Here is a 15,275-nt window from a genome sequence, read left to right on the forward strand (position 1 = left end):
GACCCGTGAAAATTCTCGTCACCGGCGCTGCCGGCTTCATCGGCATGACCACCACGCTGCGCCTGCTGGCGCGCGGCGATACCGTGGTCGGCCTCGACAATCTCAACGACTATTACGAGGTCAGCCTCAAGGAGAGCCGCCTGGCGCGCCTGACCGGCCATCCGAACTTCCGCTTCGTCAAGCTGGACGTCGCCGACCGGGCCGGCATGGAACGGCTGTTCGCCACCGAGAAATTCGACAAGGTGATCCACCTCGCCGCCCAGGCCGGCGTCCGCTACTCGCTGCAGAACCCGCACGCCTACGTCGACAGCAACCTCGTCGGCTTCATCAACATCCTCGAAGGCTGCCGCCACAACAAGGTGGCGCATCTGGTCTACGCCTCCAGTTCCAGCGTCTATGGCGGCAACACCAGGATGCCGTTCTCCGAGCATGACAGCGTCGACCACCCGGTCAGCCTCTACGCGGCGACCAAGAAGGCTAACGAGCTGATGGCGCACACCTACAGCCACCTCTACGGCCTGCCGACGACCGGCCTGCGCTTCTTCACCGTCTACGGCCCGTGGGGCCGCCCGGACATGGCGCTCTTCCTGTTCACCAAGGCCATCCTTGAAGGCCGGCCGATCGACGTGTTCAACCATGGCAACATGCGGCGCGACTTCACCTACATCGACGACATCGTCGAAGGGGTGATCCGCGTCATGGACCGCAATGCCGCGGTCAACACCGAATACGACCCGATTTCCGCCGATCCGGCGACCAGCAACGTGCCTTACCGCGTCTTCAACATCGGCAACAACAACCCGGTGCAACTGCTCGATTTCATCGGCGCCATCGAAAGCGCGCTCGGCATGAAGGCGGAAAAACGCCTGCTACCGTTGCAGGATGGCGATGTGCCGGCGACCTACGCCGACACCGCGCTGCTCGACGACTGGGTCGGTTTCGCGCCGGCCACGCCCGTCCAGGAAGGCGTCAGCCGCTTCATCGCCTGGTATCGCGATTATTACAAGATTTAAGGAGCTCTCCTCATGTGCGGCATCGTTGCGGCAAGCGCCGGCAATAACATTGTTCCCGTCCTCGTCGAGGGCCTCAAGCGTCTCGAATACCGCGGCTACGACTCGGCCGGGTTGGCCGTCGTCGGCGACGGGTGCGTCGAACGCGTGCGTTCCGTCGGCCGCGTCGCCGAACTCGAAGCCGCCGCGGCCAGCACCCAGGCCGTCACCGGCATCGCCCACACCCGCTGGGCCACCCACGGCGTGCCTTCGGAGCGCAACGCCCATCCGCACGTCTCCGGCTCGATCGCCGTCGTCCACAACGGCATCATCGAGAACTATGAAAGCCTGCGCAGCGAACTGACCGCCCAGGGCTACGTGTTCACCTCCGACACCGACACCGAGAGCATCGCCCACCTCGTCGAAGCCACCCTGAAGAGCGAGCCCGACCTGTTCGCCGCCGTCCGACTTGCCTGCCAGCGCCTGGTCGGCGCCTACGCCATCGCTGTCGTCGATCACCGGCAGCCGGGCAAGGTCGTCGTCGCCCGCGAAGGCTCGCCGCTGCTGCTCGGCGTTTCCGACAGCGGCAACTACGCCGCCTCCGACGCCTCGGCCCTGCTCCAGGTCACCCGCAACATGGTCTATCTGGAAAACGGCGACATCGCCGAGTTGACCGCAACCGGCGTCCGCATTACCCGACTCGACGGCACCCCGGTCGAGCGCCCGGTCCATGTCTCGCAGCTTTCCGCTGCCGCCGTCGAACTCGGCAACTTCCAGCACTACATGCAGAAGGAAATCTTCGAACAGCCCGAGGCGCTGGCCAACACGCTGGAAATCGTCGGCGGCAGCAAGAGCATCCAGCCCGGCATCTTCGGTGCCGAAGCCGCCAGCCTGCTCGCCGACGTCGATTCCGTCCTCATCCTCGCCTGCGGCACCAGCAGCCATTCCGGCTATACCGCCCGCTACTGGCTCGAAGCCATCGCCGGCGTGCCGTGCACGGTCGAAATCGCCAGTGAATACCGCTACCGCACCTCGGTCGCCAACCCGCGCCAGCTGATCGTCGCCATCTCGCAATCCGGCGAAACCGCCGACACGCTGGCCGCCTTGCGCCACGCCAAGAGCCTCGGCCAGATGAAAACCCTGGCCATCTGCAACGTACCGGAATCCGCCATCGTCCGCGAATGCGCGCTGCGCTTCATCACCCGTGCCGGCCCGGAAATCGGCGTCGCCTCGACCAAGGCCTTCACCACCCAGCTCGCCGCGCTGTTCCTGCTGACGCTGGTGATGGCCAAGGTGCGGCACCAGCTCGGCGCCCAGGAAGAAACCGCCTACATCGAACAGCTGCGCCACCTGCCGGTGGCGGTCAACAAGGTGCTCGGGCTCGAAAGGGAGATCGAGGCCTGGGCCCAGCGCTTCGCCGACAAGCACCATGCGCTGTTCCTCGGGCGCGGCCGGCACTACCCGATCGCCCTGGAAGGGGCGCTGAAGCTCAAGGAAATCTCCTACATCCACGCCGAAGCCTATCCGGCCGGCGAACTCAAGCACGGTCCGCTGGCGCTGGTCGATGCCAACATGCCGGTGATCTCGGTCGCCCCCAATGACCAGTTGCTCGACAAGCTGAAGTCCAACCTCAAGGAAGTCCAGGCGCGCGGCGGCGAGTTGTACGTGTTCGCCGACGCCGACTCGGAAATCGGCGCCTCGGCCGGCGTGCACATCCTGCGCCTGCCCGAGCATTACGGCGAACTGTCGCCGATCCTGCACGTGATTCCCCTGCAACTGCTGTCGTATCACGCGGCGCTGGTCAAGGGCACCGACGTCGACAAGCCGCGCAACCTCGCGAAATCGGTGACGGTCGAGTGATTTTCGGCACTTTTCCGGTGTCGACCGCAGCAATGACCGCGCGCCGCATACTGCATCCCACGCAGCACCCCCCGTCACCGGCCTGACGAGACCTTGTGCCATGGCCACCTATGCGATCGGCGACATCCAGGGCTGCTACGACTCGCTGCGCCGGCTGCTCGACCAGTGCGCCTTCGATCCGGTGCACGACAGCCTGTGGCTGGTCGGCGACCTGGTCAATCGCGGGCCGCAGTCGCTGGAAACGCTGCGCCTGATCAAGTCGCTCGGCCCGGCTGCCCTGACGGTTCTCGGCAACCACGACCTGTACCTGCTGATGGTGGCCGAGGGCGGCGCCAAGTTCCGCGGCAAGGACGACACCCTTCAGCCCATCCTCGACGCCGGGGATTGCGGCGAACTGCTGGACTGGCTGCGCCGGCAGCCGCTCTGCCACACCGAAGGCGACTACTGCCTGGTGCACGCCGGCCTGTTGCCGCAATGGACAGCCAGCCGCGCCCGCAAGCTGGCGCGCGAGGTCGAAGCCGAGCTGCAAGGCCCCGGGTACAGCGAATTCGTCATGAACCTGTGGGGCAGTGAACCGGCGGCCTGGTCGGACAAGCTCAAGGGCTGGCCGCGCCTGCGCGTCATCGTCAATGCCATGACCCGGATGCGCTTCTGCACCCCTGACGGCGTCATGGAACTGAAGACCAAGGGCGAACTGGCCAATGCCCCGCCCGGCCACCTGCCCTGGTTCGCGGTGCCCAACCGGAAGAGCGCCGGATCGATCCTCGTCACCGGCCATTGGTCGGCGCTCGGCCTGCAGATCACGCCGAATCTGCTGGCGCTGGATTCCGGCTGCCTGTGGGGTGGCCACCTGACGGCATTGCGTCTGGAAGACCGGCGGGTGTTTCAGGTGGATTGCTCGCCATTGGAAGCTCGGCGGCCAAAGCGATAGCTTCGCGCGCCTCGGCCGCGACCTGGCGCCGCTCCTCGCCGTTCAGGCCGCGCAGCGGGGTCGTCACCAGCCTGGCGATCAGGCGCCGGCGACCCAGGATGGCGCGCGTGCATTGCCCGAGCGAGATGTCCCCGTCGTAGCGCGGCGCCAGGCTGCGCCGGCCGTCCGGCTCCCAGTAGGAAATCGCCGCCGGCAGCACCGGCCGGCCGGCGGCCAGCGCCGGCTGCAGCAGGGCCGCGTGAAAATGCAGCAGGCTGCAGCCGTCGGTCGTCGTACCTTCCGGAAAGACGGCGACATGCTTGCCCCGTCCCAGGGTTTCGGCGATCAGGGCGTTGATGATCCGCGCGTGGCCGCGGCTGCCACGACGCAGGAAGACGGTATCGTTCTGCGCCGCCAGCCAGCCGATCAGCGGCCAGCGGCGGACCTCCTCCTTGGCGACGAAGGCTGCCGGCAGCGCCGCGTTGATGACCAGAATGTCGATCCAGGAAACATGGTTGGCAACCAGCAGGACGCCCGGCGCGACATGGGTCAGGTCGGCCTCCAGCTTGATCCCCAGCGTCCCGAGCACGATCCGCGACCAGCCGGCCTTGAGCCGCAGCCGCGCCGCATCGCCGAGCAGGGGAAAGGCGACGAAGGTGACGACGGCCCCGCCGGCCAGCAGCAGGCCCAGTCGGCAGATACGAAAAAGACGGAGGATGAGAGGCGTTTCGTTCAGTCTGCTTGTCCCAGGTAATGCTTGGCATAACGGCTGGCAACCCGGGCCATCGGCATGAGGATGGGCAGGTCGGCGGTATTGAAATCGGGATCCCAGGCCGGCTCGCCGCAAATCCAGGCGCCCGCCCGCAGGTACCCCTTGATCAGCGGCGGCGTCACCGTCGGCCGGTCCTGCTGCAGGGCGGCCAGCGGCAAGGGACAGCGCGGGAAAACGCGGTACTCCTGCGGCCCGAGGTGTCCCGCCAGACGATTATACAAGCTGGCCGCGGCGTGCCCGCCGTCGGCCATGCTGATCGAGGCGCAGCCCATCAGGTAGTCGTAGCCCTGCTCGCTCATGTACTGGGCCAGCCCGGACCACAGCAGGGTAATCGTCGCCCCGGTGCGGTAATCCGGGTGCACGCAGGAGCGGCCGATCTCGACCAGCCGCGGACGCAGGTGCTGCAGGCGGGTCAGGTCGAACTCGTTTTCCGAGTAATAGCCGATCTGGCGGGCATGTTCCGGCGGCAGGATGCGGTAGGTGCCGACCACCTCGCCGCTTTGCGTGTCGCGCACGACGAGGTGCCTGCAGTACGGGTCGTAGATGTCGTGGTCGACACCGGGCGTCCGGCTCGGCAGGTTGGCGCCCATTTCGCCGGCGAAGACCCGGTAACGCAGGCGCTGGGCGTCGAGAATCTCGCTTTGCCCGTGGGCGAAGCCGACGGACAGACTATGGCGCTGCGGGCGGCTGCGGCCCGCTTCATTGCGGATATGTTCCATGCTGTTCTCCTTGCGTATCCATGGAGAACAGTGTGGATGACCGTTGTTACGCCCGCGTTGCCCGAAGATGACTGCAGCGTTTCAGAAGTTCGGCCTACCAGGGCATCTCGCCGAAGGCCCGCCGATAGATGCCGGCGATTTCCTCGCGGCTCGGCGCATGGCTCTGGCCGCCGCGATGGGCGATCTTGATTGCCCCCATCACCGCCGCCAGCCGGCCGGTCGTCGACCAGTCTAGGCCATTGGCGATGCCGTAGAGCAGGCCGGCGCGGTAGGCGTCGCCGCAGCCGGTGGGGTCGACCAGCTGCTCGGCCGCCACGCAGGGGATGTCGATACGCTGGCCGCCGGCGAAGATCGTCGAGCCCTCGCCGCCGCGCGTGACGATCAGCGCCTGCACGGCGCCGGCGAGTTGCTCCAGGCTGCGGCCGGTGCGGTCGCTCAGCAGCTTCGCCTCGTAGTCGTTGAAGCAGGCGAAATCAGCCAGCGCCATGAAATCGAGCAGTTCGTCACCGTTGAACATCGGCAGCCCCTGGCCCGGGTCGAAGATGAACGGCACGCCGGCCGCCGCGAAATCGCGGGCGTGCTGCATCATGCCTTCGTGCCCGTCCGGGGCGACGATGCCGAGCCTGGCCGTCCTGGCGTGTTCGACCTTGTTCAGGTGCGAGAAGCTCATGGCGCCGGGATGGAAGGCCGTTATCTGGTTGTCGTCGAGGTCGGTGGTGATGAAGGCCTGGGCGGTGAAGCTGCCCGGCACGTGGCGCACGTGCGTGCGCGGCAGGCCGAGGCGGTCGAGGCGCTCGAGGTAGGGCGCCGCGTCGTCGCCGACGGTCGCCATGATCAGCGGTTCGCCGCCGAGCAGCATCAGGTTGTAGGCGATGTTGCCGGCGCAGCCGCCATATTCGCGGCGCATTTCAGGCACCAGGAAGGCGACGTTCAGGATGTGGATCTGCTCGGGCAGGATGTGGTTCTTGAAGCGGTCGGGGAAGACCATGATGTTGTCGAAGGCGAGCGAACCGCAGATCAGGGTGGACATAGGACAGGCAATCAGGGGTAGAAGATGTAGAGCCGGTAGCCGGCAGCCCCCAGGCCCTTGGCATCGATCCACAGGCGGACGGGAGTTTCGGCATTGGCCGGGAAGGCGGCGAGGTCGCTGTCCGCCGGCAGGTAATCGGCAGCCTGCAGAACACGGCGTGCGACCACCGTATCCTGGGCGTCGATCAGCGTCAGTTCCAGCGCCGGCCAGGCCTGGTCGTAGGCGGCACGGTTGCGCAGGGTGGCCTGGAGGACGAACAGGCCGCGGGCATTGTCCGCCTGCAGGTCGGACGCCTCGATGCTGACCAGTTCGCTCTGCGCCGGGAGCGGCAGGTCGATCTCCAGTGATGCGAAGACGTCGGCGGCCGCCGGCACGTGCCTGACCAGCTCGGTGCGGAAGTGATACGCGAGTTGTGCCGCCAGGACGCCAGCCAGCAGCAGCGCGGCGACGACGAAAGGCCAGGTGACCCGCCGCACCGGCTCGCCGTCGAAGCCGGCGCCGGTTCCTCCGGCCAGGGCGCCGGCCGCCCAGCGGTTGTAGCCGGGCGTTTCGGTCAGGTCGCGCACCGCCACGAGACCGGCTTCGCGCGCTGCGTCCGTCGGCTCGGCGTAGACTTCGGGCGCCTCATCGGCGATGAAGGGTTCGGGCTGCTCGGCGCCTGCTGCGGTCGACGGCCCGGAAAGGGCGATTTCCATTGCCTCCGGGGCGATGGCGTCGCGGGCAGCGGCCTCGCCCTCAGACTCGGCGATATGCAGCACTTCGATTTCGCCGGCCTCGGCTTCACCACTGGCTGAGAAGGCGCTTGCGGGCTCGTCTTGCGGTTCCGGTTCCGGGCCTAGCTCTGGCTCTGGCTCTGGCTCTGGCTCTGGCTCGGGCTCTGGCTCGGGCTCGGGCTCGGGCTCGGGCTCGGGCTCGGGCTCGGGCTCGGGCTCGGGCTCGGGCTCGGGCTCGGGTTCGGGTTCGGGCTCGGGTTCGGGTTCGGGTTCGGGTTCGGGTTCGGGTTCGGGTTCGGGTTCGGGTTCGGGTTCGGGTTCGGGTTCGGCGGGATGATCCTCGACCACCGCGTTCGACGCTGGTATCGACGGTGCCTCGGTTACCGCTGCTACACCCGCACTGACAACATCGCCCGTTCCCGCCGCCGGCGATCCGGTCGCTTCCCGAATTTCCTCGGGCGCCGGCAGCGGCGCTGCCGGCGTGTCGTCGACCAGCCCGTCGAAGGCGTTGAAGACCGACTTGCAGTAACCGCAGCGCACCTTGCCGGCCTTCGCCCGCAATTGCTCGGACGTCACACGGAAAACCGTGCTGCAGGCCGGGCAGCGGGTGCGCATCAGGATTTGACGCCGGCCAGGCATACCCAGTCCTCGCGCACGCCGGCTACCTGCAGCGGCAGCCACTGCGCGTAGATCGCGATGATTTCGTCGGCCTGCTCGCGCAGGATGCCGGAGAGCGCCAGCCGGCCGCCGGAACGGACGTGGGCGCAGATGGCCGGCGCCAGCACGCGCAGCGGGTTGGCCAGGATGTTGGCGACGACGAGGTCGTACTCGCCGGCGACCGGCTGCGCCGAATCGGCGAACAGCGCATTCACTCCGTTGCGTTCGGCGTTGGCCCGCGCCGCCGCGACCGCCTGCGGGTCGATATCGACCCCGGCGACACTGCCGGCGCCGAGACGGGCGGCGGCAATGGCCAGGATGCCGGAACCGCAACCGTAGTCGAGCAGGCTGCAGCCGTCATGGACGTTGCGCTCAAGCCATTCCAGACACAGGCGGGTGGTCGGATGCGACCCGGTGCCGAAGGCCATGCCTGGATCGAGGATCAGGTTGATGGCAGCCGGGTCCGGCAATTCGTGCCACGACGGGACGATCCACAAGTGTTCGGAAACGCGGATCGGATCGAACTGCGACTGGGTCAGCTGCACCCAGTTTTGTTCCGCCACCTCTTCGACGGTCCACGCCGGCACGCCGGGCAGACCGATGGCGGCGCTCGCCTGCGCCAGCAGCGCCGCGACGTCGGCATCCGGCTCGAACAGGGCAACGATTCGCGAATGTGCCCAGCCCGGCGCATTGACCGAGCCCGGCTCGCCGAACTGCGGCTTCTCGGCGGCCGTCCCGGCGTCGGCATCCTCGATGCTGGCGGACAGCGCGCCGGCTTCGAGGAGGACATCGCACATCGGCTCGGCGTGCGACGCATCGGTGAGAAAACTGACGCTCTGCCAGCCCATCGCCTACTTCTTGACTTCGCCCTTTTCGGCGAGTTTCTGTTCCAGATAGTGAATGCTGGTACCGCCCTCGATGAAGCGCGCGTCCTGCATCAGTTCCTGATGCAGCGGGATGTTGGTCTTGATGCCCTCGATGCTCATTTCCGACAGCGCGATGCGCATGCGGCGAATGGCCTGCTCGCGAGTGTCGCCGTAGGCGATGACCTTGGCCACCATCGAGTCGTAATGTGGCGGCACGGTATAGCCCTGGTAGATGTGCGAATCGACGCGGATGCCGGGGCCGCCCGGCGGGTGATAGAAGCCGATCTTGCCGGGAGAGGGAACGAACGTGAAGGGATCTTCGGCGTTGATGCGGCATTCGATGGCATGGCCGCGGAACGTGACGTCCTTTTGCCGATAGCGCAGCTTGTGGCCGTAGGCGACACGGATCTGTTCCTGGACGATATCGACACCGGTAATTGCCTCGGTGACCGGGTGCTCGACCTGGACGCGCGTGTTCATCTCGATGAAGTAGAACTCGCCGTTTTCGTAAAGGAACTCGAAGGTGCCGGCGCCACGGTAGCCGATCTTGCGGCAGGCGTCGGCGCAGCGTTCGCCGATGCGGCCGATCAGGCGGGCCGGGATGTGCGGCGCCGGCGCCTCCTCGATAACCTTCTGGTGGCGGCGCTGCATCGAGCAGTCGCGCTCGCCGAGGTAGATCGCACCGCCATGCTGGTCGGCCAGCACCTGGATTTCCACGTGACGCGGATTTTCCAGGTATTTTTCCATGTAGACCGCAGGATTGCCGAAGAAGCTGCCGGCCTCCTGGCGCGTCATCTGCACCGCGTTAACCAGCGCCGCTTCGGTATGGACGACGCGCATGCCGCGCCCGCCGCCGCCGCCCGCCGCCTTGATGATCACCGGGTAACCGACGGCGCGGGCGATCTTGACGATTTCCTTCGGGTCTTCCGGCAGTTCGCCGTCGGAACCCGGAACGCAGGGCACCTGCGCCGCCTTCATGGCGTTCTTGGCCGACACCTTGTCGCCCATCAAACGGATGGTCTCGGCCTTCGGGCCGATGAACGCGAAGCCGGAGGTTTCGACACGCTCGGCGAAGTCGGCATTTTCCGACAGGAAGCCGTAGCCCGGATGGATCGCCTCGGAATCGGTCACTTCGGCCGCCGAAATGATGGCCGGCACGTTCAGGTAGCTCAGCGCTGAGGAGGCCGGGCCGATGCAGACCGACTCGTCGGCCAGCTTGACGTACTTGGCTTCGCGGTCGGCCTCGGAATGCACGACGACGGTCTTGATGCCCAACTCGCGGCAGGCGCGCTGCACGCGCAGGGCGATTTCGCCACGGTTGGCGATGAGGATTTTGCCGAACATGGCGCGATCAGCCGATCACGAACAGCGGTTCGCCGAATTCGACCGGCTCGCCGTTGTCGAGCAGGATGGCCTTGACCACGCCGGAAGCGTCGGCCTCGATTTCGTTCAGCAGCTTCATCGCCTCGATGATGCACAGGGTGTCGCCTTCCTTGACGGCCTGGCCGATCTGCACGAAGGCCTCGGCGCCCGGCGAAGGCGAGCGGTAGAAGGTGCCGACCATCGGCGCCTTGACGACGTGCCCTTCCGGCAGATCGTCCTCGTCGTCCAGGCTGACCGCCGAAGGAGCGGCCTGGGCGCCCCCCGCCACCGGCATCGCCGGCGGCAGCGCATACTGCACCGGTGCCGCGGCGACCGCGCCGTAGTGCTTGGCGATGCGAACCTTTTCCTCGCCTTCGGTGACTTCCAGTTCGGAAATGCCGGATTCCTGAACGAGGTCGATGAGCTTCTTGAGTTTGCGCAGATCCATGGAGACTCCCTTCTGTCTTGCGCCGAATCGACGCAAAAGGCCGGCGAATTGCCGGGATTATTCGATGTTGAGCTTGTTGAGCAGATACTCAAGGGCCAGCAGGTAGCCCTCGTGACCGAGGCCGCAGATCACCCCGACGGCCAGGTCGGAAAAATAGGAATGGTGCCGGAACGGCTCGCGGGCATGGACGTTCGACAGGTGCACCTCGACGAACGGAATGCTCACCGCTGCCAGCGCATCACGCAGCGCCACACTGGTATGCGTGTAGGCCGCCGGGTTGATGATGATGGCGCGCACGCCTTGGTCGCGCGCGGCATGGATGCGCTCGATCAACGCCCCTTCGTGGTTGCTCTGGAACGCCTCGAGGTCGACCCCGGCATTGTCGGCCATGCCGGCCAGCGCCAGGTTGATGTCGGCCAGCGTGAGCTTGCCGTAATGCTCCGGTTCGCGGGTGCCAAGCAGGTTCAGATTGGGCCCGTGCAAGACCAGGATACGGGGTTTTTCGACCTGCCCGGAAGCGGTTTTTTCCTTCTTCATGGCTGCAAGTTTGCCGTAAATCGCAGCATTTTGTCCAGCCTTACTCGGAAATCAACGCACGCAGCGCATCGGCGCGGATACGTTCGCGCGGGCGCCCGTCGCGGTGCTTGAGGACCACACGCTCCATTTGCGGCGGAAAGATGACCAGATTGGCGTCGGCGGTATCGGTTTCCATCACCAGCACCGCTTCGGCACGCTCGTTGCGTGGCTCGACGTGCTCGAAGGCGATGCCCCGGTTGAGCAAGAAGATCTCGACTTCCTTGGCACTGTCGGCGAACAGCAGGATGTCGATGTGCGAATGCTCGCCCGCCGTGCCGTCGAGCACCGAACCGGCGAGATAGGGCGAAAAACCGGCCAGCAACTCGAGCAGTTCGAGTGCCGTCCGGCGCATGGCCAGGATCAGCTCGGCGTGCCCTTCTTCCTGGTAGAGGCTGCGATAGGCGCGCAGCTCGGCCTCGATTTCCGCATTGTCCGGGAAGGCGGTGCGCTCGGGCAGGCCAAGCTGGCGGGCCGCCTTGCGCTTGGCATGGTGAAAGTCGGTAATGCCATCCTCCGCCATCAGGCGGGCGGCGGCACTGGCGATGCTGGCCCGGGTGGAGGGGCCGTTTCGGGGCCGTTCATGATGGGGCATGGTGGCTCGATCAGGGTAGAATCGCCCCCATTCTAACGGGTCTCTGTGACATGCACATTCATATTCTCGGCATCTGCGGGACGTTCATGGGCGGCGTCGCCCAGTTGGCGGTCGCCGCCGGCCATCGGGTAACCGGCTGCGATGCCAACGTCTATCCGCCGATGAGCGACCAACTGCGCGACGCCGGCGTCGAGCTGATCGAAGGCTTCGAGGTTGATCAGCTGGCCCTGAAGCCCGACGTCTTCGTCGTCGGCAACGCCATTTCGCGCGGCAACCCGCTGCTCGAAGCCATTCTCGACCAGGGCCTGCCCTATGTGTCGGGCCCGCAATGGCTGGCGGAAAACGTACTGCAGGGGCGCTGGGTTCTCGGTGTCGCCGGCACGCACGGCAAAACGACGACCGCGTCGATGCTGGCCTGGATTCTCGAGGAAGCCGGCATGGCACCCGGCTTCCTGATCGGCGGCGTGCCGCTCAATTTCGGCGTCTCGGCCCGCCTGGGCGACACCCCGTTCTTCGTCATCGAAGCCGACGAGTACGACACCGCCTTTTGCGACAAGCGGTCCAAGTTCGTGCATTACAAGCCGCGGACCGTCGTCCTCAACAACCTCGAATTCGATCACGCTGACATTTTCGCCGATCTTGCAGCCATCGAGACGCAGTTTCACCACCTTGTGCGCACCCTGCCGGCTTCCGGGCTGATCGTCGCGAACGCCGCCGAAGCCAGCCTCGAGCGCGTGCTGCAGCGCGGCTGCTGGACGCCGGTCGAGCGTTTCAACGATCCGGCCGGCTACCGCGTGACCGGCGACGATGCCCGCGGCGAACTACTCCTGCGCGGCCCGGAAGGCAGGATCGGCCGTACCGTGTGGCAGCTTTCCGGCGAACACAACCGCGCCAACGCCTGTGCCGCACTGCTCGCCGCCCGCCACGTCGGGGTGCCGCTCGTCCAGGGGCTGGATGCGCTGTCGCGCTTCGTGAACGTGAAGCGGCGCATGGAGGTGCGCGGCGAGGTGCGCGGCGTCACGGTCTACGACGACTTCGCCCACCATCCGACGGCGATCGCCACCACCGTTGCCGGGCTGCGGCGCAAGGTCGGCGGCGCCCGGATTCTCGCCGTGCTCGAACCACGCTCGAACACGATGAAGCTCGGGACGATGAAGAGCCAGTTGCCGGACAGCCTGCGCGAGGTCGATGCCGCTTTCTGCTACGCGGGGAATCTCGGCTGGGATGCGCGCGCGGCGCTGGCGCCGATGGGCGAGCGCGCCGTGGTCGAGGAGGATCTCGGCCGGCTGGTCGATCAGGTCGTCATCGCGGCGCGGCCGGGCGACCACATCCTGGTCATGAGCAATGGCGGCTTCGGCGGCATCCACGGGAAGCTGCTCGCCGCACTCGCCGAGTAACAGCTGCGGTCGACTACGAAAAATGGCCGAAAATGAAAAAGGCGCGGTGAGGTTGCCCTCCCGCGCCTTTTTGTCGCGTGAAAATCAGCGCTCCATCGACTCCACGACGGCCAGCGCCGTCATGTTGACCAGGCGGCGCACCGTGGCGGTCGCGGTCAGCACGTGCACCGGGCGGGCCACGCCGAGCAGGACGGGACCGATGGTGACGCCTTCGCCGCCGGTCATCTTGATCAGGTTGTAGGAGATGTTGGCGGCGTCGATGTTGGGCATGATCAGCAGGTTGGCCTCGCCCTTGAGCGGTGAATCCGGGTTGGCTTCGCGGCGGATGCCCTCGTCGAGCGCCGAGTCGCCATGCATCTCGCCGTCCACTTCAAGCTCGCCGGCGGACATCGCGCCGATCAGGCCGGCAGCGACGCCCATCTTGCGCGCCGATTCGGAATTGCTGGAGCCGAAATTCGAGTGCGACAGGAGGGCGACCTTCGGCTGCAGGCCGAAGCGCTTGACCTGCTCGGCCGCCATCAGCGTCATTTCGGCGATTTCCTGGGCATCCGGGTTCTCGTTGACGTGCGTATCGCATATGAACAGCGAACGGCCCGGCAGCATCAGGTAGTTCATCGCCGCCAGCGTATTCACGCCGGTACGCTTGCCGATGATGTTGTTGATCACGCCCAGGTGGTGGCTGAACTGGCCGGTCATGCCGCAGATCAGGCCGTCGGCGTAGCCGAGCTTGAGCAGCATGGCGCCGATCACGGTCGGCTTGCGGCGCAGGGCGTCCTTGGCGATGCCCGGCGTGACGCCGCGCCGCACCATCAGCTTGTGGTAGGCCTGCCAGCATTCACGGTAACGCTCGTCGTGCTCCGGATTGACGATGTCGAAATCGACGCCGGGCTTGATCCGCAGCTTGGCTTTTTCAAGACGGCGTTCGATGATTTCCGGACGGCCGATGAGGATCGGCCGGGCGAATTTTTCCTCGATCACGACCTGAACTGCACGCAACACGCGCTCTTCCTCGCCTTCCGCGTAGATGATGCGCTTGCCCTTGGCCTGGCGGGCGGCCTGGAAAATGGCGCGCATGCCGATGCCGGTGTGGTAGATGAATTCGGACAGCTTGGCGCGGTAGGCATCCCAGTCGGTGATCGGCCGCGTGGCGACGCCGGAATCGATCGCCGCCTGCGCGACGGCCGGCGCGATCTTGACGATCAGGCGCGGGTCGAAGGGCTTCGGGATCAGGTATTCCGGGCCGAAGGACAGCACGTGGCCCGGGTAGGCCATCGCCACTTCATCGGTCACTTCGGCTTCGGCCAGTTCGGCGATGGCGCGCACCGACGCCATCTTCATCTCCTCGGTGATGCGCGTGGCGCCGACATCGAGCGCGCCGCGGAAGATGAAGGGGAAGCACAGCACGTTGTTGACCTGGTTCACGTAGTCGGAACGGCCGGTGGCGATGATCGCCTCCGGGCAGACTTCCTTGACCAGCTCCGGCATGATTTCCGGCGTCGGGTTGGCGAGCGCGAAGATCATCGGCTTGGCGGCCATGGTCTTGACCATGTCCTGCTTTAGCACGCCGGCGGTCGACAGGCCGAGGAAGACATCGGCGCCGACCATGGCGTCGCCCAGGGTGCGCGCTTCGGTGTTCTGGGCGTAGCGCGCCTTGGTTTCGTCCATACCGCCGGGGCGACCGACGTAGATGACGCCCTTGGAATCGCAGACGGTGATGTTCTCGCGCTTGACGCCGAGGTCGCACCACAGATTCAGGCAGGAAATCGCGGCGGCGCCGGCACCGGAACAGACGACCTTGATCTCGTCGACCTTCTTGCCGACGATCTTCAGGCCGTTGAGCATGGCGGCGGCGGAAATGATGGCGGTACCGTGCTGGTCATCGTGGAAGACCGGAATGCTCATCCGCTCCTTGAGCTTCTGCTCGATGTAGAAGCACTCCGGCGCCTTGATGTCCTCAAGGTTGATGCCGCCGAGCGTCGGCTCCATGGCGGCGATCATGTCGATCAGCTTGTCGGGGTCGTTCTCGGCCAGTTCGATGTCGAAGACGTCGATACCGGCGAATTTCTTGAACAGGCAGCCCTTGCCCTCCATGACCGGCTTGGCGGCGAGCGGACCGATGTTGCCCAAGCCGAGCACCGCGGTTCCGTTGGTGACGACGCCGACCAGATTGGCGCGCGAGGTCATTTCGGCGGCAGAGGCGGGATCCTCGACGATCAGGTCGCAGGCAGCGGCGACGCCGGGCGAATAGGCCAGCGCCAGATCGCGCTGGTTGGTCAGGCCCTTGGTCGGGCGAACGGAAATCTTGCCCGGCGTGGGCCAGCGATGGTATTCGAGTGCGGCTTCGCGCAGATCCTTTTCCACGGAATCTCCTCTGATTTTCTGCG

General features: G+C 66.2%; 13 protein-coding genes and 1 pseudogene. 4 read left to right on the forward strand and 10 right to left on the reverse strand.

Annotation, left to right across the window (positions count from 1 at the left end):
• Window positions 1-5: 5 nt before the first annotated feature.
• From GH660_RS14940 to GH660_RS14950, 3 genes are all read left to right on the forward strand, one after another.
• On the forward strand, window positions 6-1,013 hold the full coding sequence (locus tag GH660_RS14940) for an NAD-dependent epimerase (protein WP_153147483.1): 1,008 nt from the start codon (window positions 6-8) through the stop codon (window positions 1,011-1,013).
• A gap of 12 nt (window positions 1,014-1,025) precedes the next feature.
• Window positions 1,026-2,849 (forward strand): glutamine--fructose-6-phosphate transaminase (isomerizing), encoded by a 1,824-nt coding sequence (gene glmS, locus GH660_RS14945; protein ID WP_153147484.1) that lies wholly within the window; start codon window positions 1,026-1,028, stop codon window positions 2,847-2,849.
• 100 nt (window positions 2,850-2,949) lie between these two features.
• Complete coding sequence (locus GH660_RS14950) at window positions 2,950-3,780, forward strand: symmetrical bis(5'-nucleosyl)-tetraphosphatase (RefSeq protein ID WP_153147485.1); 831 nt, start codon at window positions 2,950-2,952, stop codon at window positions 3,778-3,780.
• 190 nt (window positions 3,781-3,970) lie between these two features.
• Here the strand turns inward: GH660_RS14950 and GH660_RS18045 are convergent.
• From GH660_RS18045 to GH660_RS14995, 9 genes and pseudogenes are all read right to left on the reverse strand, one after another.
• Window positions 3,971-4,348 (reverse strand): annotated as a pseudogene (locus GH660_RS18045) (lysophospholipid acyltransferase family protein); the annotation flags it as partial.
• A 143-nt stretch (window positions 4,349-4,491) separates the two neighbouring features.
• Window positions 4,492-5,250, reverse strand: coding sequence for a GNAT family N-acetyltransferase (locus GH660_RS14960; protein WP_153147486.1), 759 nt, complete (start codon window positions 5,248-5,250; stop codon window positions 4,492-4,494).
• Between the two features lie 94 nt (window positions 5,251-5,344).
• Window positions 5,345-6,280 (reverse strand): carbohydrate kinase family protein, encoded by a 936-nt coding sequence (locus GH660_RS14965; RefSeq protein ID WP_153147487.1) that lies wholly within the window; start codon window positions 6,278-6,280, stop codon window positions 5,345-5,347.
• Window positions 6,281-6,291: 11 nt separating this feature from the next.
• The gene (locus tag GH660_RS14970; protein WP_194266328.1) at window positions 6,292-7,608 is read right to left on the reverse strand and encodes a DUF3426 domain-containing protein; all 1,317 of its coding nucleotides are present in this window, start codon (window positions 7,606-7,608) and stop codon (window positions 6,292-6,294) included.
• On the reverse strand, window positions 7,608-8,498 hold the full coding sequence (gene prmA / locus GH660_RS14975) for a 50S ribosomal protein L11 methyltransferase (protein ID WP_153147489.1): 891 nt from the start codon (window positions 8,496-8,498) through the stop codon (window positions 7,608-7,610). Before prmA ends, GH660_RS14970 begins: the two co-directional genes overlap by 1 nt.
• A gap of 3 nt (window positions 8,499-8,501) precedes the next feature.
• Window positions 8,502-9,860, reverse strand: a complete 1,359-nt coding sequence (accC, locus tag GH660_RS14980; RefSeq protein ID WP_153147490.1) for an acetyl-CoA carboxylase biotin carboxylase subunit — start codon at window positions 9,858-9,860, stop codon at window positions 8,502-8,504.
• A gap of 7 nt (window positions 9,861-9,867) precedes the next feature.
• Window positions 9,868-10,326 (reverse strand): acetyl-CoA carboxylase biotin carboxyl carrier protein, encoded by a 459-nt coding sequence (gene accB, locus GH660_RS14985; RefSeq protein WP_153147491.1) that lies wholly within the window; start codon window positions 10,324-10,326, stop codon window positions 9,868-9,870.
• 57 nt (window positions 10,327-10,383) lie between these two features.
• On the reverse strand, window positions 10,384-10,863 hold the full coding sequence (gene aroQ, locus GH660_RS14990; RefSeq protein ID WP_153147492.1) for a type II 3-dehydroquinate dehydratase: 480 nt from the start codon (window positions 10,861-10,863) through the stop codon (window positions 10,384-10,386).
• A gap of 40 nt (window positions 10,864-10,903) precedes the next feature.
• On the reverse strand, window positions 10,904-11,494 hold the full coding sequence (locus tag GH660_RS14995; RefSeq protein WP_153147493.1) for a hypothetical protein: 591 nt from the start codon (window positions 11,492-11,494) through the stop codon (window positions 10,904-10,906).
• A gap of 50 nt (window positions 11,495-11,544) precedes the next feature.
• Here GH660_RS14995 and mpl point away from each other — a divergent pair, with 50 nt between their 5' ends.
• Complete coding sequence (gene mpl, locus GH660_RS15000) at window positions 11,545-12,891, forward strand: UDP-N-acetylmuramate:L-alanyl-gamma-D-glutamyl-meso-diaminopimelate ligase (RefSeq protein WP_153147494.1); 1,347 nt, start codon at window positions 11,545-11,547, stop codon at window positions 12,889-12,891.
• An 84-nt stretch (window positions 12,892-12,975) separates the two neighbouring features.
• Here the strand turns inward: mpl and GH660_RS15005 are convergent, their stop codons facing one another.
• A complete protein-coding gene (locus GH660_RS15005) occupies window positions 12,976-15,252 on the reverse strand; it encodes an NADP-dependent malic enzyme (RefSeq protein ID WP_153147495.1) in 2,277 nt (758 codons plus the stop codon).
• Window positions 15,253-15,275 lie beyond the last annotated feature (23 nt).

The sequence above is a fragment of the Dechloromonas sp. H13 genome (genome assembly GCF_009469615.1).
Lineage (GTDB): Bacteria > Pseudomonadota > Gammaproteobacteria > Burkholderiales > Rhodocyclaceae > Azonexus.

Excerpts from the sequence above, each read along its gene's own strand:
- glmS (WP_153147484.1), top strand. The coding sequence starts at position 1,026 with ATGTGCGGCATCGTTGCGGCAAGCGCCGGCAATAACATTGTTCCCGTC.
- GH660_RS14950 (WP_153147485.1), top strand. The coding sequence starts at position 2,950 with ATGGCCACCTATGCGATCGGCGACATCCAGGGCTGCTACGACTCGCTG.
- GH660_RS14960 (WP_153147486.1), bottom strand. The coding sequence starts at position 5,250 with ATGGAACATATCCGCAATGAAGCGGGCCGCAGCCGCCCGCAGCGCCAT.
- GH660_RS14965 (WP_153147487.1), bottom strand. The coding sequence starts at position 6,280 with ATGTCCACCCTGATCTGCGGTTCGCTCGCCTTCGACAACATCATGGTC.
- GH660_RS14970 (WP_194266328.1), bottom strand. The coding sequence starts at position 7,608 with ATGCGCACCCGCTGCCCGGCCTGCAGCACGGTTTTCCGTGTGACGTCC.
- prmA (WP_153147489.1), bottom strand. The coding sequence starts at position 8,498 with ATGGGCTGGCAGAGCGTCAGTTTTCTCACCGATGCGTCGCACGCCGAG.
- accC (WP_153147490.1), bottom strand. The coding sequence starts at position 9,860 with ATGTTCGGCAAAATCCTCATCGCCAACCGTGGCGAAATCGCCCTGCGC.
- accB (WP_153147491.1), bottom strand. The coding sequence starts at position 10,326 with ATGGATCTGCGCAAACTCAAGAAGCTCATCGACCTCGTTCAGGAATCC.
- aroQ (WP_153147492.1), bottom strand. The coding sequence starts at position 10,863 with ATGAAGAAGGAAAAAACCGCTTCCGGGCAGGTCGAAAAACCCCGTATC.
- GH660_RS14995 (WP_153147493.1), bottom strand. The coding sequence starts at position 11,494 with ATGCCCCATCATGAACGGCCCCGAAACGGCCCCTCCACCCGGGCCAGC.
- mpl (WP_153147494.1), top strand. The coding sequence starts at position 11,545 with ATGCACATTCATATTCTCGGCATCTGCGGGACGTTCATGGGCGGCGTC.